Origin of the sequence: Sphingopyxis sp., from assembly GCF_051861155.1 — a bacterium.
In the GTDB taxonomy this organism is placed as follows: domain Bacteria; phylum Pseudomonadota; class Alphaproteobacteria; order Sphingomonadales; family Sphingomonadaceae; genus Sphingopyxis.
In genome coordinates, this window is record NZ_JBHYDE010000004.1 from 258,485 (window position 1) to 284,731 (window position 26,247).

Sequence of the window (26,247 nt, forward strand, 5' to 3'; positions counted from 1 at the left end):
CTTCAAAAAGGCTAGGCCGGCACGGCATCGGCGAGCGCGAACCGTCCGCGCAGCCGGCGGCGCAGCAGCAGGATCAGCGCCGACATCAGCAGCGCGACGATCGAAAAGGCGATGAGCGCGAGCTGGAAGCTGCCCGTCGCGTCCTTCGCCGCGCCCCAACCATAGGGGGCGACGAAGGCGCCGATCTGCGAAATGGTGTTGATCGCCGCCGCCCCGACCGCGAGTTCGCGCACGTGCAGCGCCTCGGCCCAGCCCGACGATGTCAGCATCGGGATGGCGAAACACACGGTCGCGAAGGCGAGATAGGCAATGCAAACCAGCAGCGGTGAGGGCGACAATCCCATGACCAGCACCGCGCCGGCGAGGACAAGACCGCACCGGGATGCCATACCCCAACGGTCGCCATTCCGGTCGGCCTGGTTGCCGAGGACAAGGACGGCCGCGGCCCCCAAAAGACCGCCGAGCGCGACCAGATAGCCGATCGCCTTGGCATCGAGCGTCGTCGCCTCTTGCAGGATCAGCGGGGCATTAAGGATGACCGTCGTAATGACGGCGATCAACAGAAAGCCGATCGCGCCGAGCAGCAGGACGCGCGGATTGCGGAAGGCGGCCAGCACATCGTGGCGGAGGGGGGCGCCGATCCGCGCCTGCTCGCGCGCGAGTTCTGTCTCGATCCACGCCTTTTCGTCCGGCGCAAGCCACGCGGCGGTCGCCGGAGTATCGGGCAGATAGCGCAGCACTACCAGCCCGAACAGAACCGTCGGCAGACCCTGGACAAGGAACAGCCATTGCCAGCCGTGGAGTCCGCCGGTGCCATCGAGCGCCAGCAGCCATCCCGACATCGCCCCCATCGCGACCGACGCCAGCGGCGAGGCGATGAAGAAGCGGCTGACCGCACGGCTGCGGTGGCAGGGCGGAAACCAGTTGGAGAAATAGAAGATGACGCCGGGGTAGAAGCCGGCCTCTGCCACGCCGAGCAGGAAGCGGAGCACATAAAATTGCATCGGTGTTGCGACGAACATCATCGCGGCCGAGAGCAGCCCCCAGGTGATCATGATCCGCGCGATCCATTTGCGCGCGCCAAAGCGCACGAGCATCAGGTTCGACGGGATTTCGAACAGCGCATAGCCGAGGAAGAACAGGCCGCCGCCGAGTCCGTAAATCGTCGCGCTAAACCGCAGGTTCTCGTTCATCTGCGCCGCAGCAAAGCTGACGTTGACGCGGTCCATATAGGCAAAGAGATAGGCGATCAGGATCAGCGGCAGGATGCGCCAGAACGCTTTTCCCATCGCCGAACGTCCGATTGCCGATATGTGCCTGCGGTCCGTCGCCATGACGTTCTCCCTGGTGCAGACACGGTTTTCCCGTCGCCGGAACCGGGTCGTTCCCGGCCGGCGCAACGCGTTTCAAACTGTCTGCGATACCCGGTGGAACTTTGCGTTTCCGTAGCGTCAGCCGTCAATCGTGCGATCGTCAATAAAACGTCAATCGGACGTCAATTCGGCAAGAGCGGTGGTGCCTCCACACGATTGCTGGGTGCAGGGAGCAGATCGGGCCAGCCATATTTGTCCCAAGCGGCCGCCAAGCCGATGCGCTGCGCGAAGGGAATGAATTCGGGATGCTGCCAGATCCGCCGGATCGGATCGACGTCGGCCCAGATCGATAGCAGGCAGAGGGTGTTCGCGGGCGAGATTGCATGGCTCACCGCCTCGAACAACCGTTCGGGGTAGCCCATGAAGATTGCGGGCAAGACGATCGAGGCGTCGGCAGGGTCGTGCAATTGCGTCTGCATCATGTCGAGCATCGCACAATAGGTCGCGCGATCCTCTTCGCGGCCGCTGCACACGCCGTGCGCCGCGACGTGCCAATAGGCGTCCATCATCGCAGGGGGCATCGGCTCGGTTCCCGCCGGCGGGAAGATGACCTTGTTCAGCAGCATGCGAGTTTGCTGATATTGCTCGATGGCAAGATCATGTTTGCCGGACGCCGCGGTGGCAACCGCGAGCCACATCGAAGGAAAGCCAAGGTCGACCATGCGCTGGCCAGCCTCGATCGCTCCGCCAATGTCGCCCTGGTTGAACCGGCCGACCGATCGCAGGTTGAACTTCCTGCCATCGACCGGATCCTGATCGATGGCCGCTTCGACATATTGCATCGCTTCGGTGGTGCGTCCGCAATAGAGCAGGAACGAACCCAGCCGCATGCAGACGGCCGGATTGTTCGGTTCGAGCCGATAGCCTTGGAACGCCAGATCGAGTGCTCCGACGACGTCGTTTCGCGTCCACTGGTGCACACCCAGCAGCGAATAGGCATAGCCAAGGCCGGGGGCCAGACCGATGGCGGTGCGCGCGCAATCTGCCATGCGTTCCGATTCCGCGTTTCGATCGAGGCAGGGCGTATAGACCGCGATCAGCTGGTGCGCCTCGGCCAGCGCGATCCATGCTTCGGCAAATTCGGGATCGAGCGTGACGGCCTGCTCGAGCAGGCCGACCGCCGTGCCCAATACGCCGTCGCCGAACACTCGCGCACTCAGGGCGCGGCCTTGCAGGAACAGGTCATAGGCCTGTTTGCTGTGGGTCATGCCGCGCGCCGGAGGCGGCGCCATCGCGATGCCCAAGGCATCGCTGATCGCGCTGGTCACCGCCTGCGCGACGGTCGCCTGCAACGCGAAGATGCCGTCGAGCGAGCCATCATAGCCCTGCGCCCAGCTTTCGAAACCCGTGGCGCCGTCGATCAGGTGAATATGGATGCGCAGCCTTTCCCCCTGACGCTGGACCGAACCCTCGACGAGGTGGGATACGTGCAGGGCTTTCGCGATTTCGGCCGGGGTCAGCGGCGAATCCCGGAAGTGGAACGAAGAGGTTCGCCCCGCGACCAGCAATTGCGGCACCTGGCCCAGCGCGGTGATAAGCTCCTCGGCGATGCCGTCGGCGAAGTAATCGGGGGCGCCGCCGCCGCCGACCGACCGAAAGGGCAGTACCGCGATTCTTGTCCGCCCGCCGTCCGCCGCGGCGGGCGCCGCTTCGGGCGTTCGGGCGGTCCATGCCTCGCGCAGCCGTACGGACGTCTCGTGATCGCCGACCCGGTTCAGCGTCGCGAGTCCCGCCTCGATCGCCGCGCGAAGCCGCCGCTCGGCATCGCCGCTGCGCTGCGCCAGCCATTGTTTGAACGCCGGGCCGAAATCCATCTGGTCGAGGATCGGCTTCGAGCCGATGGCATCGATCCGTTCGATCGCCGCGACAAAATCGCCGTTCGCCAACGCGCCTTCCAGTGCGGCGAGATCGGTCAGCACCGCACCGGGGTGCAGTGCTACACTATTGCGCGAGACGTTCAGAATATCCGACCCGTGCGGCGCGAGCAGCTTGCCGAGATCGAGCAAGCACTGGCGCAGGCTGGCCCTTGCGTGAGCCTCGAAACGGCCAGGCCATAGGAGCTTACTCAGGACGTCGCGCTCGATCGCCTCGTTTCCGGTCAGGCACACTATCCCCAGCAGCGCCCGCGCGCGGCGGTTGGTAACGGCGATTTCATTATGGTCGGCCGTGCGGAACTGAAACGTGCCGAACAACGAGGCGTAGGCCGCGGGCTGGCTCGGACATAAGGCCCCCACCTGTTCCATTGGCCCGCCTGCGCCTCCCCACCGCACGGCAATAGTAGCGCAGGCCCAACCGGCCCGGCAATTGCAATCTGTCACGGCCGGAATCTACGATGCGAGACGGCCAGGAAAGAGGGCTGGCCGCCACAGAGCGCATCCGGCGTGTTCGTCTCGTTCGAACGGCAACGATCGGGATGGCCAAATCAAAAGATGGCGGCCCGCAATCGGCCGCTCGCCGACATCCCTACATCCCGAAATACCGCAGTACCTCGTTCTTGAACTCGAGCGTCAAGCGCGAGGGTCTTGAGACATTCGATACCGCGAAGGCATATTCATGCAGGATCGGGGGGGCGAACGCGCGCGTCACCAACGGATTGTGCAGATAAGGTTTCACCAGCAGCGCATTGAGGATCGCCATGCCATTCCCGTGCGCCGCCAACGCACATGCGGAGCCGTGGGTATGCGTTTCGACCGCCACCACGGGGCGCAGGCCAAAAGCCGCGAAGCTGGTATCGACCTGCGTCCGCCAATGGCGTCCGGCGCCGAGCAGGATCAACGGATGCTGGCCGATGTCGGGGGGCGTGATGGTATCGAGCGACGCCAGCGGATGATCTTCGCGCATGACGCATACCGAACCGCTCGACACGATCCGTTCGACCGCGAGATCGCTCTCGTCAGTCGGCAATTTCAGAAAGCCGCAATCGACATAGCGCATGGCGATCATCGTTCGCGCCGTTTCGACGCTGCGCGAATCGATGCTGAATTCGACGCCTGGAAACCGTTCGCGAAAGCGGGAGACGATGTCGGGCAATATGCCCTCGGCAAAACTGGGCGGCGCGACGATGCGGATCGTCCCCGCCGAATAGCCGGCGATATCGCGGACCAGGCTGTTGAACCGGTCGAGGCTGGACAGCGTCAGCTCGACTTCCTGAATCAGTTTGATGCCGTCGGCGGTCGGCACCAGTTTGCCACGATCGCGATAGAAAAGGTCGAAGCCCACGCTGGTCTCCAGCTGCGCGATCAAGCGGCTGACGGCGGGCTGGGACATCGACAGCTGCTTGCCTGCGGCGGTCGCCGATCCGGTTCGCATAGTCTCTGAAAACACGCGCAGCGCGCGAAAACTGACATCCTTGTCGGGTGGCAAGCCGGGGGGCGTTGGCAGCTTGTCCATCAACTCGTCGCGACGGGCAGCAACACCCGCGACGCTTGTCCGGGGCCGAAGTGCACATGATTTTCGGCCAACTGCGGCGGTTGGTCGGGCAGGCGCCAGTCGCTGTTGGGGTTGATGTCGAAATGCGGGAAATTGCTGCTCGCGATCTCGATGCGAATCCGGTGGCCCTTGGCGAACAAATTGCTCATCGGGAAGGACGCAATCTGCACCGCATAGATTTTTCCCGCCTCCATTACCTCTGGTACCTCGAACGAATTGCGGAACCGCATCCGTAATATACCGTGCGCGATGTTGAGCGCATAGCCCTCGGGAAAATCGGCGCTCGGTGGATAGACATCGACGACCTTGATCGTGAAGTCGGTATCGACCGCGGTCGAGCTCACAAACAGTTCGGCTACCACCTGCCCGGTCAATTCCAGATCGGTATCGAGCGGGTCGGTGTCGAACACGAGCATGTCGGGACGCTGGGCCAGCGGGACATAGGGGGGCTTCGATCCAAAGAAATCGGGGCTTTCGCGCTGATCGAAGCCGCCTGCCTCCATTACCGGGGCGCCCGATGCAATTGCGCCGCCGATCGTCGGGACCGGGCTGTACGGATCGTGGGTGAATTTGGCATGGGTCGCGGTCAGGGGCTGTTCGCCCAGTCGACTTTTGTCTCGCAAATAGAGCGGTTGCATCGTCACGTCGGGCAACGGCCATGCCGGGGCGGTGCGCCAGCGCCCGCCATGGTCGATCCGGCCGCTGGCCAGACGACGCCCCGACCCGCCGCCCATCGTGAAGAGATAGACGGCGTCGGGCAGCGGGTCCACGACGTCGGCGTGCCGCAGATGATGGTCGAACCAGGCGCGGCGCAACGCGGTATAATCGCCGAACCGCGAATCGAGTGTCGATGCGGGGCCAAAATCAGCATCGCCCGAAAAGGTCAGCGACCGTTTGCCATGCGTCCACGGTCCCATGATCAGTTTGACCGGGCCGCGCTTGCGCCCGACCAAGCCGGTGAAATTCTCGATCGCGGTCAGGGCATAGGGATCATACCAGCTCGACATATGCACCATCGGCACATCGGCGAATTCGTCGTACCACCCGCGCGCATAGATGCCGCGCTGTTTCCAGAAATCGGTGAAACGATCTTCCGCCCATTGTTCTAGAATAAACGCTTCATACTCGGGCGCTGCGCTGATCGGCGAATGCCCCGGCGTCCAGCGGTCGACCCCGATCCAGTCGCGGATATCCTGCCCCTCCAGCGCTGCTCGGCGGGCCGGATCGCTCGCCGTCTCGCGCGCCAGCAACGCATGCTTCTGTGCCCAGGTCAGCTGTTTCAGCTCATAGGCGCCGCCTTGACGGATGCCGCTGTGATAGGCGCTCGAAAAACCACCGGAATCGAGGAACATCGCGGCCAGACCCAGCGGGTCGAGCGACGCCATCGCGGCCTGGACGTGCGCGCCATAGGAGAGCCCGAGCGTGCCGATCCTGCCGTTGCACCAAGGTTGGGCGCGAATCCATGCGAGCGTGTCGGCGCCATCCTCGGCCTCCGACAGATATTTGCGAAAGCCGCCTTCGGATGCGTAGCGCCCCCGGCAATCCTGGATCACAAAGGCATAGCCGTACGATGCGAATATCCGCGCAATCTCGGGCTTCGAAAGCGGGTCGGTGGCGGCAACCGAAAAGTCGGCGTGATTGGTGCCCTCCTTGTCATAAGGGGTGCGTTCGAGCAGCACCGGTAACGGCGCATCCAATGCGTCTGCGGGCAGGTAGATGTCGGTCGCCAGACGCACGCCGTCGCGCATCGGCACCATCGCATTGCGGATCAGACGGCCGGGTGCCGCGGTGCTCATCGTGCGACCACTGCATAGGTCGCCGGGGCGCCGGGTCCGACAGGCCAGTCAAAACTGGTCCAGGCGGCGATCAGCGACAGCCCGGTGATGCCGATCGCGATCGAAAAGGGCAGCATCATCGCGATGAGCGACCCGACGCCGAAATCCTGGCGCCACCGCTGGGCGAGCACGAGGACCAGGACAAAGTTTGCTGCGACGGGGGTCACGATATTGAAGATCGAATCGCCCATGCGATAAGCGGCGGTTGTCATTTCGGGCGACACGCCGAGCAGCATCAGCATCGGCACGACGATCGGCGCCATCGCGCTCCACTTTGCCGACGCCGAACCGATGACGAGATCAAAGATCGACGACATCAGCAGCAGCAAAATTAACAACACCGGCGTCGCCAGTTGCTGCGCGCGCAGCCAGTCGGCGCCGTTGATCGCCATCACCGGACCCAGGTTCGACCAGGCGAACATCGCGATGAAATGCGCCGCGAAAAAGGCGATGACCAGAAAGGGTGTCATGGTCGCCAGCCCTGCCGTCATCATCCGCACGACATCGCGGTGCGATGTGATCGATCTGGTCGCGGCGCCATAGGTCCAGCCGCAGACGAGGAAAAGCAGCATGAAGGCCGCGACGAGCGAGGCATAGAAGGGGCTGTAGCGAGCCGGACCCGCTGCCGTTTCGTCGATCAGCGGGGTGTAACCCGGCCACAGGGTCAGCGTGGCGAACAACGCGGTGATCGCCAGTGCGGCGACGCCGGCGCGGCGCAGGCCTTTTGCTTCCCCCTCGGCCGTCGCTTCGACCGCGCCATCGCCTTCGGGCGGCGTGCCGTTCCATGCACCGAGGCGGGGTTCGACGATCCGGTCGTTCACATACCAGGTGACGGGGATCAGCAGGATACCGAGCGCGGCGGTGAACCACCAATTGCCGAGCGGGTTGAGCATGTGATCGGGCACCAGCAGCGCGGCGGCAGACTTGGTGATGCCCAGCATCAGCACGTCGAACTGTCCGGGCACCAGATTGGCCGCGAACGCGCCCGATATGCCGGCGTAGGCGATCGCCATTCCGGCCAGCGGATGGCGTCCCGCGGCGGCGAAGACGATCGCCGCCAGCGGGATCAGCACGACATAGGCGGCGTCGGCGGCCTGATGCGACAACAGCCCGATCAGAAAGATCGCGGGGCTAAGGAAACGGTTCGATACGCCGCGCATCGCGCGCGTCATCAACGCGGTGAACAGTCCCGATCGTTCGGCGACCGCCGCGCCCAGCATCACGACCAGGATCAGCCCGAGTGGCGGGAAATGCGCCATGGTTTCGGGCATGCCGGTCAGCAGCTGTGCGACATTGTCCGCTGACAACAGGCTTTTGGCGACCAGCACGTCGCCCGTAACCGGATTGACTGCCCTCCAGCCCAGCCCGGCGGCGACAACCGACACCGCGACGAGCAGCGCGATCAGGCCCAGAAAAATGAAGACCGGATCCGGCAGGGCGTTGCCCCAGCGTTCGACCCGGTCTAGCCATTTGCCCGTTTTTCTATCCGCTGGCATAGCCCCGCCGCCCTGCAAAATATCCACCGATGCCAGTCCCGCGCAACGCCGCCTCAAAACAGACCGGCGCCGCGCAGACGCCTTGCCTACATCTTGACCGAGAAGCGGGCGTAGAAGAACCGGCCGCGCGCATCATAGGTATAGATGTCATAGTTGATCGGTGCGTTGGCGTAAGAAGCGGGCGGCTGCTTGTCGAACAGATTGTTGATCCCCAGATTGAACCGCGCCGCGTCGTCGTTGATGCTGAAACCGATCTCGGCGTCGGTGTAGATGATCGATCGGGTGCGGGCGTCCTTGACCGCATTGACGACGTCGGTGGTCGGGCCAATGTAACGCGCGCGCAGCGTCATATCGACCGTGTCGCCGATCCAGCCGAGCGATGCCTGCCCCTTCCAGCGCGGATAGGTCGATCGCGGCTGGTCGCCCTTGCCGGCGCGTTCGTCGACGATGGGATCGCCGCCTGCGGGGTTGGGCGAGGTCGTCCTGAACGAATTGAGGTACGACGCATCGACCATCGTTGTGAACCGACCAATGCCGGTGTTGAAATCGTAGCGCAGCGTCGCGTCGACGCCGTCGGTCTCGATCGCGTTCAGATTCTGCGCGCCCTGGAGCAGTTCGAGGATCGCACCGGTTCCGGCGTCGCGGCTGACCAGATCGCAGAACACGTCGCCGCGCAGCGAGCACAGCTGCATGATCTGGGTCGCCGACTGCGAAGCGATCGCATTCTTGATCTTGATCTTGTAATAATCGACGGTCAGCGACAGCCCGCGGATAGCGCGCGGCGAGATCGCGACCCCGGCGCTGAACGTATCGGCGGTTTCGGGCTTCAGCCCGGTGTTGCCGCTGATGACCCCCGGGATCAGTCCATTCAGATTGAAATTGGCCTGATTATAGCCGGCCGGCACCCCGGCGCATCCGGGGCGGCCCGGGTTGGCCGCAGCGCCGCCGTTGCAGGGGTCGGTCCCCTGAAAGCTCGTCTGCCGCGCCCCCTGATACAGCTCGAGGATCGACGGGGCGCGGAAGCCCTGTGAATAGGTACCGCGGAACAGAATATCCTCAACCGGACGGTAGCCGATACCCGCCTTCAGCGTCGTTTTGCTGCCGACCGTCGAATAGTCGGAGTAGCGCGCCGCGAGGCTGACATCGAGGCTTTGGGCGAACGGCTGGTCCTTGAAGATCGGGACGTTGAGTTCGCCATAAGCTTCGTGCAGATCATAGCTGCCCGCGGTCGCCGTGCGCGTCTGCCCGGTCGTTTTGGTGTACAGCGATGCGTTCAGGTAAATCGGCGGCGCGTTGACGATCGGATCGGGGGCGTCAAAGCCGCGATTCTGGCGATATTCATACCCGACCGCGAGCGCCACCGGCCCGGCGGGGAGATCGAACAGATTGCCGGTGACGTTGAATGCGGCATTGTACAGTTCGGTGCGGTTATATTCGCGCGTGGTGAACCGAATATAGGCCGCCTGCTGCGCGGTCATCGGCGCGAACAGGTTGATCGGTACGCAGCCGGCATTGGCGGCGCATGTTGCGGGCGACCCCAGACCAAGGAACAGATTGTCATAGTTGATGCCATTTTCGGCGATCGTATGGATGCTGTTCTTTGAATAGGAACCAAAGACGTCCCAGCGCCATTCGCCGCCCATGATCGGCAGGATGCCATCGACGCCGACCGAGACGCGGAAGGTTTCGACGTCCTGCCCGTTGTTGCGGTTGCCGACGTCGCTCATCACCTTGCGGATACGCCAGGCACTGTTGGCGGCAAAGCCGATGGCGTTGGCGGCGGGGACGCCATTGGCGGTACCGAACGGGTTGAATGCCTGGTTATTGGGGATGGCAAAGCCGCGCACCGTGCCGGCGCTGCCGCCGACATCGAGCAGCACCGGCGAGAACAGCTGGTTCGACTTGCGCCGGTTATAGACGCCCTCGATCTTGATCGTCGCATCCTCGGTCAGTTCATAATCGAACCGGCCATACACCCCGTAACGCTCCGACGGGCCGGTCGAATAGATGCCTTGCGCCTGCGTGTTATAGGCATCGCCTGGCAGGGCGCCGACATGGAACGCATTGTCGGCCAGATTGCCCGCGCCGATCGTGGCGCCGTTGTTCATAATGATCGGGTTGGCGCTGCTCGCAAAGCCCGCGGCGGTTCCGAAATAGGCGTTGCTGGCGAGCCCCGGCAGGATGAACAGGCCGTTGGGATTGGTCCCGACCGCGGTTTGCGGGACCAGCGTCAGCGTGGTCAGGTCGCGCGCATCGGTGCGGATCGGACGCGACTTGAAATAGCTGCCCGACAGGATGACCGACGCGCGGTCCCATGTCTTGCCGAAGGTCAGCATGCCGCCAACTTCGGCGCCGTCGCCGCGGCTGGTGACCCCGGCGCGTACCGACCCGCGCAACCCGTCGAAGGGCTGGACCGTCTTGATGTTGACGACGCCGGCAATTGCATCGGCGCCATAGATCGCCGATGCGCCGTCCTTCAGCACCTCGATGCCGTCGATCATTCCCTGCGGAAGCGTGTTCAAATCGACAAAATCGCGGAAACCGCGCTGTCCGACGCCATCGACCCAGCGATGCCCGTCGACGAGGACAAGTACGCGGTTGCCGCTGCCCTCGGCGCCGCCCAGATAGCGCAGGTTGATCGAGCTTGCGCCATAGGACGTCCCCTGCGTCCCGTTGGAATTGAGGCTGACGCCCGCGGACGGAATTTTCTGGAGCAGGTCGCCGATCGACGACGTCCCCGACCGGGCAATATCGTCCGAGGTTATCGTCAGCAGCACCCCAACCGAGTCGGCGTCCTTGCGGCTGATCCGCGAACCGGTGACGATGATGTCGCCCGCGCTATCGGCGTCGGCGCCCGTGGCCGCGACGTCTTCGACGTCCTGTGCCTGCGCGATTGTCGGCCAAGCCATCGCGGCCAGGCTGATGCTGGCTGCGGCCGCGAGCTTTGCGAGGCGACGTTGCCGGTTACCCCGAACGATTGCACTGGTCATCGATAAACCCCCAATTTGTGTTGTCTCGACCGGCTTAGAGCGAAGTGTGGCGCCGAAAAATATTATGACAGACCGTGATGCCGGCATAACGAAAGCGCATGGCGTTGCTGGTGAATGCGCAATCTTTGTATGAGCGAGTAGGGAGGCGAAATATGGGTTCCGATACATTGCTTATGCCGACGCGTCGGCACCTGATTGCGGCAGGCGTATCGATCGCCTTCTTTCCGCTGCCTGCGACGGCGCAGTCGGCTCCGCTGCGGATCAGCCTGCTCGGCCAGGCGCTGATCAAAACCGACCTTCGCGCGCTCGGCTGGCCCGCGCTGGGCGACTTCCGGCGCCTGCTCAAAAGCAGCGATGTCGTCTTTACCGACCTGGAAACGGTGATTGCGGGACCGCTGGCAGGACAATCGACGCGGCCCGCGGACAGCGAGGTGCTGCACGTTGGTGCGCCAGAAGTCATCGATTGCCTGCAGGCGATTGGCGTGAACCTGGTAGCAACATCGAACAACCATGCGTGGGATCTTGATGCCGGCGGAATTTTGTCGACCATTGACGCGGTGAAAAAGCGCGGGCTTTCCTTCGCCGGATCGGGACCAGACCTAGCCTCCGCCAGCGCGCCCGGATATTTGAAAGCGCGAAGGACAGTGGCGCTGGTCGCCGCGGCGGCCGGTGCGATCCGCGACGGCGCCGCTGCCACGGCGAGCCGGCCGGGGGTCAATGAATTGCGGCGCGGTGCCGATGGCGCACTCAATGCGGTCGATGTCGAACGCTATCTGGCGGCCATTCGCTTGGCAGCATCGTCGGGGGCGGTCGTGATCGCGTATCTGCACAGCCATTACTGGGAACCGAAGAAGTCGGACACGCCGCAATGGCAGCGCGATCTTGCGCGCCGCGCGATCGACGCCGGCGCTGTAACATTCGCAGCGCACGGCGTGCCCGAACTACAAGGCATCGAATATTATCGCGGCGCGCCGTTGTTCCACGGGCTCAGCTCTTTCATCTTTCAGTCGAAAAAACCCGACGGCGCTTATGGACCCGAAGCATGGCAGTCGATCATCGCGCAGCTCGAAATCGACGCGGGGGCAGTCATCAGAACGCAGATCATCCCCGTGCAACTCGACGGCAAGGGTGCAATCCATGATGGTTCGCAGATGCGCGGCACTCCCTCGCTCGCCGATGTCGGGCAAGCACCGACGATCATAGATCGTATCGCCGCCCTTAGCGCGGCTCTTGGAAATTCAGTGAGCTTTCGGCGATTGTCAACGTCGGGCAAGCGCGATCTTCATTCGACACTCGAACTGCGCCCGCAGTAGTGTCGGATTCTGGAAGGTCCGTATCACCGATGAATGCGTCAAAGCGAACCGTTCGCAACCGGCCAATAGCCGCCAATATCAAGCATGCCGTCAAGCGGGATTGTTCCGGCAGCAATAGCTGAAAATTATGATTTTGTCAGATGACTGGGGTAAAAGACCGTCAGGGGAGGCCGCTTCACCCGATCCCGCATTTTGATAGAAAATTGGGCCTGAAATATCGTCAGAAATAGCGTCAAAATGGTTCGCTATAAATCCAGCATTTGATGCGAGGGGGATTTAATTCAGCGAGTCACGGCTCGTTGATGACGCAAGGCATATGGCATCCGGTTCGGCGCACAACGGCCTTTGAAACAACGGCAATTCATTGAGAACTCTCTGTTTCCTCATTCCCACTCGATCGTCCCCGGCGGCTTCGACGTATAGTCGTACACCACGCGGTTGATGCCCTGCACCTCGTTGATGATGCGCGTCGCGCAGCGGCTGAGGAAGGCGGCGTCGAAGGGGTAGATGTCGGCGGTCATCCCATCGGTCGAGGTGACCGCGCGCAGCGCGCAGACATGGTCGTAGGTGCGGTAATCGCCCATCACGCCGACGGTCTTGACCGGCAGCAGCACCGCGAACGCCTGCCAGATCGCGTCGTAGAGCCCGGCGTTGCGGATTTCTTCCAGATACACCGCGTCGGCCTTGCGCAGGATGTCGCAGCGCTCCTTGCTGACTTCGCCGGGGATGCGGATCGCCAGACCAGGACCGGGGAAGGGGTGACGGCCGACGAAGATGTCGGGAAGGCCCAGCTCCTTGCCGAGCAGGCGCACTTCGTCCTTGAACAATTCGCGCAGCGGTTCGACCAGCGCCATCTTCATGCGCGCGGGCAGGCCGCCGACATTATGGTGGCTCTTGATCGTCACGCTCGGCCCGCCGGTGAACGAGACGCTTTCGATGACGTCGGGGTAGAGCGTGCCCTGCGCGAGGAAATCGGCGCCGCCGAGCTTCTGCGCTTCCTCGTCGAACACATTGATGAATTCGCCGCCGATGAACTTGCGCTTCGCCTCGGGATCGGTGACCCCGGCGAGGCCCGCCATGAAGCGTTGCTCGGCGTCGACCACGACCAGCGGGATATTATAATGGTCGCGGAACAGCCGCTCGACCTGCTCGCGCTCGTTCATGCGCAAGAGGCCGTGGTCGACGAAGACGCAGGTCAGCTGCTCGCCGATCGCTTCATGGATCAGCACCGCGGCGACCGCGCTGTCGACCCCGCCCGACAGCCCGCACAGCACGCGCTTGTCGCCCACCTGGGCGCGGATCTCGGCAATTTTCGTTGCGCGGAACTCGGCCATCGTCCAGTCGCCGCTGCAACCGCAGACATGACGGACGAAATTGGCAATCAGCTTGGCGCCGTCGGGGGTGTGGACAACCTCGGGGTGGAATTGCGTACCGTAATAGCGGCGCTCGTCGTCAGCGATCAGCGCAAAGGGCGCGCCATCGCTGACCGCGACGATACGGAAGCCGGGAGCGAACTTGGTGACCTTGTCGCCATGGCTCATCCACACCTGATGGCGCTCGCCGACTGCCCACAGGCCGTCGAAGAGGACACAAGGTTCGGTGACGGTCAGGAAGGCGCGGCCGAATTCGCCGTCGCGTTCGCCATCGGCACCGCCGGGTTCGACCTGCCCGCCGAGCTGCTGGCTCATCACCTGCTGCCCGTAACAGATGCCGAGGATCGGCAGGCCGCTGTCGAATACCGATTGCGGCGCGCGTGGGCTGCCGTCGGCGGGGACCGACGCGGGCGAGCCCGACAGGATGATCCCCTGGGGCTGCATGCGTTCGAGCGCGGCTTCGGCCTGCGTGAACGGGACGATCTCGCTATAGACGCCGGCTTCGCGGACGCGGCGGGCGATGAGCTGGGTCACCTGGCTGCCGAAATCGATGATCAGGATCGATTCAGCTGCGGCGGATGTGTCTGGAGTCGGCATGGCTGGCCGATAAGGGCGCGCGGCCATGCTGTCCAGCGGTCGATATGGCCGGTTGGTGGAACGGCGATGGTCTCGACACATTGTTGCGACAATTGCGACATAAATGAACCGCCGACACAAAAGATCGTCATGGTCGGTTCACGCCTACCGCGCCAATAACGACCAAGATAAAAACAGAAAGCCTCTCCCCCGATGAATAAATCTCGCCTGTCCCTGTCCGCGCGCGCCGCATTGCTGACCGCCAGCGCCGCGCTCGCCTGGCCTGCCCTGGCCGAGACCGAAACGATGCCGACGAGCGTCGCGGCCACCGCGACCGCCGAGCAGCCCGCCGATCCGGTCGTCTCGGCATCCGACGATGGCGAGGACGATTTTGACGCGATCGACGGCGACGAAATCGTCGTCACCGCACCGCGGCTCGCCGGGCAGCTGGACACCGACATCAAGGCCGAGGCCGAGCTCGATGAGGCGGCGATCGCCAGCTATGGCGTGTCGAACGTGTCCGAACTGCTCGACGCGCTGGCGCCCCAGACGCGCTCGGGGCGCGGGCGCGGCGGCGGGCGGCCGATCATCCTGGTCAACGGGCGCCGCATCGGCGGTTTTGGCGAGGTCCGCAACCTGCCACCCGAGGCGATCGCCAAGGTCGAGGTGTTCCCCGAAGAGGTCGCGCTGCAATATGGCTATTCGGCCGACGAGCGCGTCGTCAACATGGTGCTCAAGCCCAATTTCCGCCAGATCGCGGTCGAGGCCGAAGGCGGCATCCCGACACAGGGCGGCCGACTCCAGGGCGAAATTGAGCCCAGTTTCCTGATGATCGGTGAAAACGGCCGTCTGAACGTCAACGCCGGTTGGGAACATAGATCGATGCTGCTCGAGAGCGAGCGCAATCTCGATTATGACGACCCCGCACAGGCCGCCGAAGCCCCGGCGCGCAGCCTGCTTGGTGCGTCCGACGAGTATAGGATCGACGCGACGATCCAGCGCAGCCTGAACAAGCTTACCGACGCGTCGATCAACTTGCGGTTCGACCAGACCGACAGCCTGTCGCTGCTCGGCCCCGGCGTCGGCGGCGTGACCGACCCGCTGGAGCGCGACAGCCGCAGCCGCAACCTGACGACGACCGCAAGCGTCAACGGGATGCTCGGCGACTGGCGCTGGTCGGTGTCGGGCAATTATGCCGACGCCGATCAACGCACCTTTACCGACCGCATCAGCGGCGCCCGCGACCGGTTCGACAGCAGTCAGCAGACCTTTGGCGGCAACGCCAACCTGTCGGGCACGGTGACCGAAGGATGGGCGGGACCGATCCGTCTTTCGGCGACGGGGAGCTATTCGGGCCTGCGGTTCGACAGCCAGTCCGAACGTTCGGGCGCGATCACGACCACCAATCTGACACGCGACCTGCCGGGGGTGTTCGGATCGCTGACCGTACCGTTGCTCGATCCAGAATATGAGGTTGGCAATATCGGCCGCGTGTCGCTGACGCTGAGCGGCCAATATCAGGATCCGAGCGATTTTGCGGCGCTGAAAAGCTGGGGCGCGAACCTCAACTGGGGGGTGACCGACAATCTGTCGCTGATCGCGAGCTTCAATCAGGATGAGGCGGCGCCGGGTATCCAGCAACTCGGCGCGGCGCCGCTGGTGACCCCCGCGGTGACCTATTATGATTTCGCGACCGGCCAGACAGTGCAGATCACGACGACGACGGGCGGCAATCCCTTGCTGCTTGCCGAGCAGCGCCGCGACCTGAAGCTGGGCCTCAATTGGTCGCCGCCGATGGTCGAGGGGCTGAATTTCTCGGTCAATTACAACCGCAACAACAGCAGCGACACCGCGAACAGCTTTCCGTTGCTGACGCCCGAGATCGAAGCGGCCTTTCCCGACCGGGTGACCCGCGATGCCAATGGGGTGCTGATCGCGCTGGACCAGCGGCCGGTCAATTTCGACCAGGTGGAAAATTCGCAAATCCGCTGGGGGCTGAACTTCGGCAAAAGCTTTGGCCAGCAGTCGCAGCCCGGCGCGGGGGCAGGGCGACCCGGTGGCGGGCGCCCCGACGGCGCTGGCGCGGGTCGCCCGCGCGGCGGTGGTGGCGGCGGGCGGCGTATGGGCGGCGGCGGTCGCGGCCCCGGCGGTCCGGGTGGCATGTTCGGCGGCCCGCAGGGCGGGCGCTGGCAGGTGTCGCTGTATCACACCATCAAGCTGACCGATAAGGTACTGATCCGACCCGGCGTACCCGAACTCGACCTGCTCGACGGGTCGGCGACCGGCAGCGGCGGCGGCAGCAACCGCCACCTGTTCGAGCTCGACGGCGGTCTGTTCAACAAGGGGATGGGCGTGCGGCTCAGCGCCAAATATGACAGCGGCAGCACGGTCACCGGCGGCACCGCGGGCGACCTGAAATTCGGCGACCTTGCGACGTTCAACCTGCGTTTCTTCGTCGACCTGAACCAGAAGCCAAAGCTGACAGAGAAGCTGCCGTTCCTCAAAGGATCGCGGGTGCGGCTGTCGATCGACAATCTGTTCGACGCGCAGCGCAAGATCACCGATGCGAACGGACTGGTGCCGCTCAATTACCAGCCGGGCTATATCGACCCGCTGGGGCGCTACATCGAGCTGGAGTGGCGCAAGACGTTCTAGGCGGCAAGCCCGGCGGTACCGACGGCGCCTTCGGGCGCCGAAGGACCGGGTACGAAGGTCAGCGCTTTGGCGAACTGCGCGGTGCAGCTAGCCCAGCTGTACCGCGCGCCGAGCGCTTCGGCGTCGGTACGGTCGCACGCGAGCGCCATGTCGATCGCGTGGCCCAGATCCTCGTCGAGCGCGCCGGCGTCACCCTGAATGATGTCGCCGGGCCCGGGCACCGGATAGGCCGCCACGGGGGTGCCGCAACTGAGCGCCTCGATGACAACCAGGCCAAAGGTGTCGGTGCGGCTGGGGAAGACAAAGACGTCGGCGCCGGCATAGGCCGCGGCGAGCGTTTCGCCACCGAGCTTGCCAAGAAACAGGACGCCGCGATGCTGCGCCTTCAGCGCTGCGAGCGCGGGGCCGTCACCGACGATGACCTTGGTACCCGGCCGGTCGATGTCCAGGAAAGCGCCGATATTCTTCTCGACCGCGACGCGGCCGACATAGAGCTGGATCGGCCGCGGCAGGTCGGCATAGGCGGGATGAGGGGCGCGGTCGGCGTGGAACAGGTCGTGATCCACCCCACGTTCCCACATCATCGTCTGGCCGAGGCCCTGATCGGCGAGCTCGCGCGCCAGGCTGCGCGTCGCGACCATGATGTGCCGGGCGGGGCGATGGAACCAGCGAATGAAGCGCCACACGAACGCGGGCGATAGCGGTAGCCGCGCCGCGACATATTCGGGAAAGCGCGTGTGGTAGGCGGTGGTGAAGGGAAAGCCGTGCTTCATGCACCAGCGCCGCGCCGCCAGCCCCAGCGGTCCTTCGGTCGAGATATGGATGGCCTGCGGGGCAAAGGTGCGGATATGCCGCCCGACCTTGCGCCACCCCGCGAACGCGAGGCGAATTTCGGGGTAGGAGGGGCAGGGGATCGAGCGGAACAGGTCGGGAGAGATGATCTCGACCTCATGCCCCGCGGCGCGCAATTCGGCGATCGTTGCTTGCAGCGTGCGAACCACCCCGTTGATCTGCGGCTCCCATGCGTCGCTGACGATAAGTATCCTCATGCAGCACGCGCCGGAGCGGGGAGTTCGAGCGTTGCCGGGACTGCCCGCGCCGCGACCTCGTCGGCCCAGTGGAGGATTTCCATCGTTCCGTCATGATGTTCGACCAGCGCGGTGCAGCCTTCGACCCAGTCGCCGTCGTTATAATATTCGGTGCCCTCGATCTCGCGCATCTCGGCGCTGTGGATATGGCCGCACACGACGCCGTCGACCCCGCGCGAGCGCGCCGCATGCGCGACCACCTCTTCGTAGCGGCCGATGAACTGGACGGCGTTCTTGACCTTGTGCTTGGCGACCATCGACAGCGACCAATAGGGCAGGCCGAACGCGCTGCGGATGCGGTTCACGACCACATTGCACTTCATCAGCGCGGTGTAGGCGGCGTCGCCGACAAAGGCGAGCCAGCGATGCGCGAGCATCACGGCGTCGAATTCGTCACCGTGGACGACGAGCAGCTTGCGGCCGTCGGCGGTTTCGTGGATCGCCTCGCGCCGGATCTCGACCCCGCCGAAATCGAAGCCGTCAAACGGCTTGCACATTTCGTCATGATTGCCAGGGACATAGACGACGCGCGTGCCGCGCTTCGCGCGCTTGAGCACCCGCCACACGACGTCATTATGCTCGGGCGGCCAGAAGTGGCGCTTCTTGAGCCGCCAGCCGTCGATGATGTCGCCGACCAGGTAGAGCGTCTCGCAGTCGACATGGTCGAAGAAGTCGATCAGCATCGCGGCGTTGCAGCCGCGCGTGCCGAGGTGGATGTCGCTCACCCATACGGTGCGATAGCTCCGCCGTTCGCCGATCAGCCGCTCGGGGACGTGCGGGTCGGTCGTGAACGGATCGGGGAAACGCGCGGGGATGGGCAGGGTCGAAATCGAGGCCATGTCACACTCCGTCAGCAGCCTTGGCTGCCCACGGGCTAGACAGGAGTTTTGTTACACCCTTCGACTCAAAGTCGCGACATTATGGGGACGGTTCGGCGTCACTTGTGTGACGTTGCCTATTTGACACATATGCCGTTAACCATGATCCAATCAGGTTCGCCTGATCACCAGGTTCCTGATTTCGCTCATATCTTCGATCGCGAAGCGCACACCTTCGCGGCCGAGGCCGCTGTCCTTCACCCCGCCATAGGGCATATTGTCGACGCGGTAGCTCGACACGTCGTTGACGACGATGCCGCCGACGTCAAGATGATCCCACGCCGCCAGTACTTTCTGGATGTCGCTGGTGAACAGCCCGGCCTGCAAGCCGAACTTGCTGTCGTTGACCTCGGCGAGCGCGGCCTCCCACTCAGTGAATTTCGAAAGCACGACGACGGGGCCGAAAGCTTCCTCGACGACGACATCGGCGTCCGCGGGCACATTCTCCAGCAGCGCGGCCTCGAGCATATTGCCTTCGCACCCCCCGCCCGCGAGCAGGGTCGCGCCCGCGGCGACCGCATCGTCGATCCAGCCCTTCAGCCGCTGCGCTTCCTTGACCGAAATCATCGGCCCGATGAAAGTATCGCGCAGCTTGGGATCGCCTGATTTCAGTGTCTTGACCTTCGCGGTGAGCATATCGCGGAAGGTGTCGTAGATGTCGGCGTGGATAATGACGCGCTGGACATGGATGCAGCTTTGTCCCGACTGGTAATAGCCGCCAAAGATGATCCGCGCGAGCGCGTGGTCGAGGTCGGCATCCTTGTCGACGACCACCGCGGCGTTGCCGCCGAGCTCAAGCACGACCTTTTTCTTCCCCGCCTTGGCCTTCAAATCCCAGCCGACGCCGGGCGAGCCCGTGAAGGATAGCAGTTTCAGCCGCTCGTCGGTGGTGAACAGGTCGGCCCCGGCGCGGCTCGCGGGAAGGATGCTGAACGCCCCCTCGGGCAGAATATCGCATTCGGCCAGCACCTCGCCCATGATGATCGCGCCCAATGGCGTCATCGACGCGGGCTTCATCACGAAGGGGCAGCCGATCGCGATTGCCGGGGCGATCTTGTGCGCGGCAAGGTTCAGCGGAAAGTTGAACGGCGAGATGAAGCTGCACGGGCCGATCGGCACCCGCTTCCACATCCCCATATAGCCCTTGGCGCGCGCCGAAATGTCGAGCGGCTGGACCTCGCCATAGTTGCGGGTGGCTTCCTCGGCGGCGATGCGAAAGGTGTCGATCAGGCGGCTGACCTCGCCCTCGCTGTCGGCGATCGGCTTTCCCGCCTCGATACAGAGCGCAAAAGCGAGCTCGTCGAAGCGCTCCTGAAAGCGCATAACGCAATGATTAAGAACGTCACGCTTCTCGAAACTCGCCAACCGCGCCATCGGCTCGGCAGCGCGGACGGCGCCTGCGATCGCCTCGTCGATGACGTCGGGGGTCGCGAGCGCAGTACGGAAGGCGACCTTGCCGGTGAACTTGTCGATCACCTCGAGGTCGGTGTTCGGCTGCGCCGCCTTGTTGTTGAGGTAGAGTGGATAGACGGTTTTGAGTTTCATAGTCTCACATCTCCGTTCCCCGGCGAATGCCGGGGTCCCGGGCTAAAACGCGCAGCGTCGGCGCAAGGGTGCTCTGGACCGCGGCGTTCGCCGGGGTCCAGCAAGCAGGAAAATCAGAGCTCCTTCGACAGCTTCTTGATGTCGATGTTCAAAATCTGGTCATTCTCCGAATAATCGACCGGACAGTCGATCAGGTGGACGCCGGGCGTATCGCGCGTGTGCGCCAGCAGCGCTTTCAGATGCGCCGCGCTTTCGACGCGATGCCCGTGCGCGCCATAAGCCTCCGCATATTTGACGAAATCGGGGTTGCCATAGGTCAGCCCCCAATCCTTGAAGCCCATGTTCGCCTGCTTCCAGCGGATCATGCCATAACTGTTGTCGTTGAGGATCAGCACCGTGATGTTGAGCCCCAGGCGCACCGCGGTCTCCATCTCCTGGCTGTTCATCATGAAGCCGCCGTCGCCGCAGATCGCCATGACCTTGCGGTCGGGATAGACCATCGCCGACATCATCGCGCTGGGCAGCCCGGCGCCCATCGTCGCCAGCGCATTGTCGAGCAGCACGGTGTTGGGGCGATAGGCGGTGTAACCGCGCGCGAACCAGATTTTATACACGCCGTTGTCGAGGCAGATGATCCCGTCGTCGGGCATCGCATCGCGGATCGATTGCACCAGATGCGGCGGAAAGATCGGGAAACGCGCATCCTTGGCCAGCGGAGCAGTATGTTCGACCTCGGCCTGACGATAGGCGAGCAGATGGTCGAATTTCCACCCGCCATTGGGGACGATGTCCTCCTTCATCTGCCAGATCGCATTGGCGATGTCGCCGATGACCTCGATGTCAGGGAAATAGACCGGATCGACCTCGGCGGTCTTGGTCGACACATGGATCACCGTCGGGCCGCCCTGCTTCATGAAGAAGGGGGGTTTTTCGATCACGTCATGCCCCAGGTTGACGATACAGTCCGACGCCTCGACCGCGCGGTGGACAAAATCGCCCGCCGACAGCGCCGCGCAGCCGAGGAATTTCGGATGCCGCTCGTCGATCACCCCCTTGCCGAGCTGGGTGGTGAGGAATGGAATACCGGTCTTTTCGATGAATTGCAGCAGCATGCGGCTGGTCATCGTGCGGTTGGCGCCGGCGCCGATGACGAGGACGGGCGAGGTCGCTTCCTCCAGCGCCTTCACCGCTTCGCGGATCGATTTGACGTCGGCGGTCGGGCGGCGGCTATGGCTGCGCTTCAGCGGGGTCGAATCGGTATGTTCATCGGCAATGTCCTCGGGCAGTTCGATGTGCACCGCGCCGGGCTTTTCCTCCTCGGCCAGGCGAAACGCCTCGCGCACCCGGCTCGGGATATTGTCCGACGACGCCATCTGGTGGGTGAATTTGGTGATCGGCCCCATCATCGCGACGACGTCGAGAATTTGGAACCGGCCCTGTTTGGACTTCTTGATCGGCTTTTGCCCGGTAATCATCATCATCGGCATGCCGCCGAGCTGGGCATAGGCCGCCGCGGTGACGAAGTTGGTCGCGCCGGGACCGAGCGTCGCGAGGCAGACGCCGGTCTTGCCGGTATGGCGGCCATAGGTGGCGGCCATGAAGCCCGCGCCCTGTTCGTGGCGGGTCAGGATCAGCTTGATCTTGGTCGACCGCGACAGGCTGTCGAGGAAGTCGAGATTCTCCTCACCCGGAACGCCGAAAATATACTCGACGCCTTCTTCTTCCAGGCAGTCGATGAACAGGTCGGATGCTTTTTTCATGTGACAGTCGCCCCCTCAGCCACGCACCACCCCGGTGCGGCCCCAAGCCATGCTGGCGACCCACAGCATGAATATCGGTGCAGCGGCTCCCGTCGTCCAGGCCGCGAGTCCCTGCTGCTCCGGGGAAGTTTGTAACGAGGGGGGAGGGGGTTGTCACCCTGTGCGGCGTCGCGGCCGTCCGATCAGCGCCGATCGATGCGAAGATCGCGGTCAAGGCGGCCGGCGACCTGCGATCCGGCGGGAATTTCGGCGCTGCGCCCGGTGGCGACGAAGGGCAGGAACAGAAAGGCGGCCGCGGTGGCCGCCGCATCGTCGGCGCCGCCCTTGCCTTTCGCTTCCAGCGCGCCGCTGATCCGCACCGTGCCGCCGGGCAGCTCGGCATAGAGCAGCTGGACTTCAAGTTTGCCTTTTTTGCCGAACGCACCGCGCTGGTCGGCCTGGCTCAGCTGGCCGACGACGACGGCATCGGCGGGGATCGCAACGATGCCGTCGATGACCAGCGGCGACGAGACCTTCAGATGGAGGAGGTCGCCCTTGACGCTTTTCTTGCTGGAAACGGCATTGGTGGTGACCAGATCGATGACGGTCCCCGCGGGAACCAGAATCGGCGTTTCGGACGCGCTGGCAATCGGCGCCGGGGCGCGATCGTCCTGACCGGCCGCGGGGCTGGCAAGCGCCAGGCCGATGCCGATCGCGGCGGCGCCAAGCGCGGTCATAGCCCGGCCGGCACCGCGCGCGGGATTTCCACATCCTGCTCGACGAAGCCGGTCATCAGTTCGCCCGCCTTGATCTTGGCGTTGTTGCCCTTGGCAAACAGGCCGAGCGGACCGAGCGCGAGGACGCCCAGCGCCGTCTCGCCGCCGCCGCCGGCCCCCTTGGCGGCGTTGCTGCCGTTGATCGGAATCTGCAGGCCGCGGCTTTCGACGTAGAGAAGCTTTGCCTCCAACTTGCCCGATTTGCCCACATTGCCGCTGCCCGTCGCGGCGGTGACCTCGCCCCACGCCGTGGCACCCACCGCGATGACGACGTCTCCGTCGACGATCACCGGCTTGTCGACGCGCAATTTGAAGCGATGGCCCGCCCGATGCGTCTTGGTCGTCACTTCGTTGACCACCATGAAATGGATCGGCGTGTCGCGCCGCAACAGCAGCGGCAAGACGACCGGCGCCGCCGGTAGCGCGGCGGGTTCGACCGTCACCGGTTCGGTCGCGGCGACCACCGGAGCCGGTGTATCGACCGGCGCGGCCTGCAACGCCAGCATCGACCAAGCCGCGGCCAGCGCCGCTGAAAGTGCAGTCATGATATCCCCCAGAAACCCCAGCGGCTTTTAGGCCATGAACGGCGCGATTTGCCAAGATAAAATCTGGTTGACCTGGGCCCGCATGGCGATGGATGAAAGCGCATCAATTGGGGGAGCAATATCATGAAGCGAATCAATTTCCTCGCGGCGGTCGCCGTGACCGCAATGGCCGTCGCAACGCCGGCAATCGCGAAGAAAAAGGACGTGGCCTATATCGTGGTCAACGAAGAAATGGGCGTCCCGGTCTTTCCGCACGACATTACCGACAAACCGTACCGGATCGTCGGCGTGGTGACCGCAGGGGTGCGCAAAGCGACGATTTTCAGCAAGGAACCGTCGCAGCAGAAAATCTATAACGAGATCTGGGAACGTGGCGAAAAGCTTGGTGCCGATGCCGTGATCGGCGCCAAATATGGCGACAGCCACATCACCGCGCTCAGCTGGGGCAACACCAAGGCCGGCGGCGTCGCGATCAAGTTCCTGACCGAGGCAGAAATCGCCGCTGGGACCAAGGGCGACACGCTCGAGGGTTTCGACCCCGCGGCGTGGACCGGCAAGACCAAATAAGCGCGTCCGCCGCGGGCCGGGCGGTTGGACGAAACGGAAAGGGGAGCAGCGTTGCCGCTCCCCTTTTTGAAATCGACTCAGTCGATGTCGAACAATCCCGCCAGCTGCTCGACCATCGTCCCGCCCAGCTGTTCGGCGTCCATGATCGTCACCGCGCGGCTGTAGTATCGCGTCACATCATGGCCGATCCCGATCGCGCACAGTTCGACCGGCGAGCGGTTTTCGATCCAGTCGATCACCTGGCGCAGATGCTGGTCGAGATAGGCGCCATGGTTGACCGACAGGGTGCTGTCGTCGACCGGCGCGCCGTCTGAAATCACCATCAGGATGCGGCGTTCTTCGGGGCGATTGATGATCCGCTGGTGCGCCCACATCAGCGCCTCTCCGTCGATATTTTCCTTGAGCAGCCCTTCGCGCATCATCAGCCCGAGCGATTTGCGCGCGCGGCGATAGGGCTCGTCGGCGGGCTTGTAGATGATGTGGCGCAAATCGTTGAGGCGGCCGGGGTGCGCGGGGCGACCGGCGGCAAGCCAGTCCTCGCGGCTCTGCCCGCCCTTCCACGTTCGCGTCGTGAAGCCAAGGATTTCGGTCTTCACCCCGCAGCGTTCGAGCGTGCGCGCGAGGATGTCGGCGCTGATCGCCGCGATGCTGATCGGCCGCCCGCGCATCGACCCCGAATTGTCGATCAGCAGGGTGACGACGGTGTCGCGAAAATCGGTATCGCGCTCGATCTTGTAACTCAGCGACTGGCCGGGCGAGACGATGACGCGTGCGAGCCGCGCCGCGTCGAGCTGGCCTTCCTCCTGGTCGAAATCCCACGCGCGGTTCTGCTGCGCCATGAGGCGGCGTTGCAGCCTGTTGGCGAGCTTTGTCACCGCGCCCTGCAGATGCTGCATCTGCTGGTCGAGATAGGCGCGCAGCCGGGTCAGTTCGTCGGCATCGCACAGCTCGGTCGCGAGGATGATCTCGTCATGCTTTTCGGTGAAGCGCAAATAGTTGAAATCGGGAATGTCGCTCGGCAGGCGATTGGGGCGCACGGGCAACATGCCCTCATCGCCTTCGCCGCCCATTTCGGGCTCGCCGTCGGCTTCCATTTCCTGCGCATCGGGGTCGCTGTCGCCGTCGTCGGCCTGATCGCCCGCCATTTCGGCGCGCGCGTCGACCTGCGATTCCCCGGCGCCGCCGTCTTCGCTGTCCTGCTCTTCCTGACTCTCGTCGGCCTCGCTCTCATCTTCCTCGCCGCCGTCCTCGGCACCCTCGTTCACCGGCTCGTCGCTCTGGATCAGGTCGAGGTGGCGCAGCGCGAGCTTGGCGGTCTCGGCAAAGGCGGCCTGATCGTCGAGCAGCATCGACAGCGCGGTCAGGTCGCCGCCGGCCTCCTTGGCGATCCATTCGCGGACCAGTGACAGGCCGGTTTCGGTGCCCTGCGGCGCCTGATCGCCGGTCAGCGCCTCGCGCAGCATCAGTTCGAGCGCGCTCGAGATCGGCACATCGTCGCGCCCCTGCGCGCGGCTGATCGGATCGCTCCGCATCCGCATCGCGAGGCTCGCCGACAGGTTCGCGCGCATGCCGTCCATGTGGCGCGCGCCGAGCGCCTCGATCCGCGCTCGCTCCATCGCGTCGAACGCGGCGGCGGCGAGCGGTTCGGCGGGGCGCGCCGCGGCGTGCAATTTCTCGCTGTGATGCTTCATGCGCAGTGCATAGGAATCGGCAAAACCGCGCGCTTCGGCGACCTGATCCGCCGGCAGCGTGCGCGAGGGCGTCGGCACCTTGATCGCCTTGCCGATCTGCGCCGGGGCATCGGCGGTGAACCCCACCTCGACCTCGGCATCGCGCGTCACCGCACGCGCGACGCTGGATAGCGCGGCCTTGAAATCGTCGAGGGGCGAGGAGGCGGTCATCGAGTCGGCTCTAACCAGCTTTGACCATCGAAGGAAATCCCCTTTATCGTCACCCCGGGTCAAGCCCGGGGTGACGAAGAGAGGATAGCCAAAGCGATAGCTAAGCTCGCTTGACGCGGCACCGCCGCGGGAGCATCCGGCGTGGATGAGCTCTCCCGCCCTGTCCCC

Annotated in this window: 17 protein-coding genes; 3 read left to right on the forward strand and 14 right to left on the reverse strand. The window is 64.1% G+C overall.

From position 1 onward, the window contains the following. Positions 1 to 11: 11 nt before the first annotated feature. The 6 genes from ACTIFP_RS09415 to ACTIFP_RS09440 all read right to left on the reverse strand — a co-directional run bounded on the left by ACTIFP_RS09415 (position 12) and on the right by ACTIFP_RS09440 (position 11,123). Positions 12 to 1,289 (reverse strand): MFS transporter, encoded by a 1,278-nt coding sequence (locus ACTIFP_RS09415; RefSeq protein ID WP_439568455.1) that lies wholly within the window; start codon positions 1,287 to 1,289, stop codon positions 12 to 14. A gap of 206 nt (positions 1,290 to 1,495) precedes the next feature. Next, the gene (locus ACTIFP_RS09420; protein WP_439568456.1) at positions 1,496 to 3,616 is read right to left on the reverse strand and encodes a hypothetical protein; all 2,121 of its coding nucleotides are present in this window, start codon (positions 3,614 to 3,616) and stop codon (positions 1,496 to 1,498) included. Between the two features lie 220 nt (positions 3,617 to 3,836). Further along, a complete protein-coding gene (locus ACTIFP_RS09425; protein WP_439568457.1) occupies positions 3,837 to 4,763 on the reverse strand; it encodes a LysR family transcriptional regulator in 927 nt (308 codons plus the stop codon). After that, positions 4,763 to 6,598, reverse strand: coding sequence for a CocE/NonD family hydrolase (locus ACTIFP_RS09430; protein ID WP_439568458.1), 1,836 nt, complete (start codon positions 6,596 to 6,598; stop codon positions 4,763 to 4,765). Before ACTIFP_RS09430 ends, ACTIFP_RS09425 begins: the two co-directional genes overlap by 1 nt. Next, positions 6,595 to 8,133: an AbgT family transporter gene (locus ACTIFP_RS09435; protein ID WP_439568459.1), complete on the reverse strand. Its 1,539-nt coding sequence runs from the start codon at positions 8,131 to 8,133 to the stop codon at positions 6,595 to 6,597. The genes ACTIFP_RS09430 and ACTIFP_RS09435 overlap by 4 nt, the downstream gene beginning before the upstream one ends. Positions 8,134 to 8,219: 86 nt before the next feature. Then, positions 8,220 to 11,123, reverse strand: a complete 2,904-nt coding sequence (locus ACTIFP_RS09440) for a TonB-dependent receptor (protein WP_439568460.1) — start codon at positions 11,121 to 11,123, stop codon at positions 8,220 to 8,222. A 98-nt stretch (positions 11,124 to 11,221) separates the two neighbouring features. Here ACTIFP_RS09440 and ACTIFP_RS09445 point away from each other — a divergent pair, with 98 nt between their 5' ends. Next, entirely contained in the window at positions 11,222 to 12,436 is a 1,215-nt protein-coding gene (locus tag ACTIFP_RS09445) for a CapA family protein (protein ID WP_439568461.1), read from the forward strand. Positions 12,437 to 12,819: 383 nt separating this feature from the next. Here the strand turns inward: ACTIFP_RS09445 and guaA are convergent, their stop codons facing one another. After that, positions 12,820 to 14,406, reverse strand: coding sequence for a glutamine-hydrolyzing GMP synthase (gene guaA, locus ACTIFP_RS09450; RefSeq protein WP_439568462.1), 1,587 nt, complete (start codon positions 14,404 to 14,406; stop codon positions 12,820 to 12,822). 192 nt (positions 14,407 to 14,598) lie between these two features. Between guaA and ACTIFP_RS09455 the strand changes: the two genes are divergently transcribed. Next, complete coding sequence (locus ACTIFP_RS09455; protein ID WP_439568463.1) at positions 14,599 to 17,040, forward strand: TonB-dependent receptor plug domain-containing protein; 2,442 nt, start codon at positions 14,599 to 14,601, stop codon at positions 17,038 to 17,040. Here the strand turns inward: ACTIFP_RS09455 and ACTIFP_RS09460 are convergent. From ACTIFP_RS09460 to ACTIFP_RS09485, 6 genes are all read right to left on the reverse strand, one after another. After that, the gene (locus ACTIFP_RS09460) at positions 17,037 to 18,089 is read right to left on the reverse strand and encodes a glycosyltransferase family 4 protein (RefSeq protein ID WP_439568464.1); all 1,053 of its coding nucleotides are present in this window, start codon (positions 18,087 to 18,089) and stop codon (positions 17,037 to 17,039) included. The two genes, ACTIFP_RS09455 and ACTIFP_RS09460, sit on opposite strands and share 4 nt — an antisense overlap. Then, complete coding sequence (locus ACTIFP_RS09465; protein ID WP_439568465.1) at positions 18,086 to 18,967, reverse strand: UDP-2,3-diacylglucosamine diphosphatase; 882 nt, start codon at positions 18,965 to 18,967, stop codon at positions 18,086 to 18,088. The genes ACTIFP_RS09460 and ACTIFP_RS09465 overlap by 4 nt, the downstream gene beginning before the upstream one ends. Positions 18,968 to 19,117: 150 nt before the next feature. Next, positions 19,118 to 20,551 (reverse strand): aldehyde dehydrogenase family protein, encoded by a 1,434-nt coding sequence (locus ACTIFP_RS09470; RefSeq protein ID WP_439568466.1) that lies wholly within the window; start codon positions 20,549 to 20,551, stop codon positions 19,118 to 19,120. A gap of 113 nt (positions 20,552 to 20,664) precedes the next feature. Next, on the reverse strand, positions 20,665 to 22,311 hold the full coding sequence (locus ACTIFP_RS09475; RefSeq protein WP_439568467.1) for an acetolactate synthase large subunit: 1,647 nt from the start codon (positions 22,309 to 22,311) through the stop codon (positions 20,665 to 20,667). Positions 22,312 to 22,493: 182 nt separating this feature from the next. Continuing rightward, positions 22,494 to 23,027, reverse strand: a complete 534-nt coding sequence (locus ACTIFP_RS09480) for a hypothetical protein (RefSeq protein WP_439568468.1) — start codon at positions 23,025 to 23,027, stop codon at positions 22,494 to 22,496. Next, positions 23,024 to 23,611 (reverse strand): hypothetical protein, encoded by a 588-nt coding sequence (locus tag ACTIFP_RS09485; RefSeq protein WP_439568469.1) that lies wholly within the window; start codon positions 23,609 to 23,611, stop codon positions 23,024 to 23,026. The genes ACTIFP_RS09480 and ACTIFP_RS09485 overlap by 4 nt, the downstream gene beginning before the upstream one ends. Positions 23,612 to 23,734: 123 nt before the next feature. Here ACTIFP_RS09485 and ACTIFP_RS09490 point away from each other — a divergent pair, with 123 nt between their 5' ends. Next, positions 23,735 to 24,178, forward strand: coding sequence for a hypothetical protein (locus tag ACTIFP_RS09490; RefSeq protein ID WP_439568470.1), 444 nt, complete (start codon positions 23,735 to 23,737; stop codon positions 24,176 to 24,178). Positions 24,179 to 24,255: 77 nt separating this feature from the next. Here the strand turns inward: ACTIFP_RS09490 and cobT are convergent, their stop codons facing one another. Then, positions 24,256 to 26,079 (reverse strand): cobaltochelatase subunit CobT, encoded by a 1,824-nt coding sequence (gene cobT / locus ACTIFP_RS09495; protein WP_439568471.1) that lies wholly within the window; start codon positions 26,077 to 26,079, stop codon positions 24,256 to 24,258. Between the last annotated feature and the right edge of the window lie 168 nt (positions 26,080 to 26,247).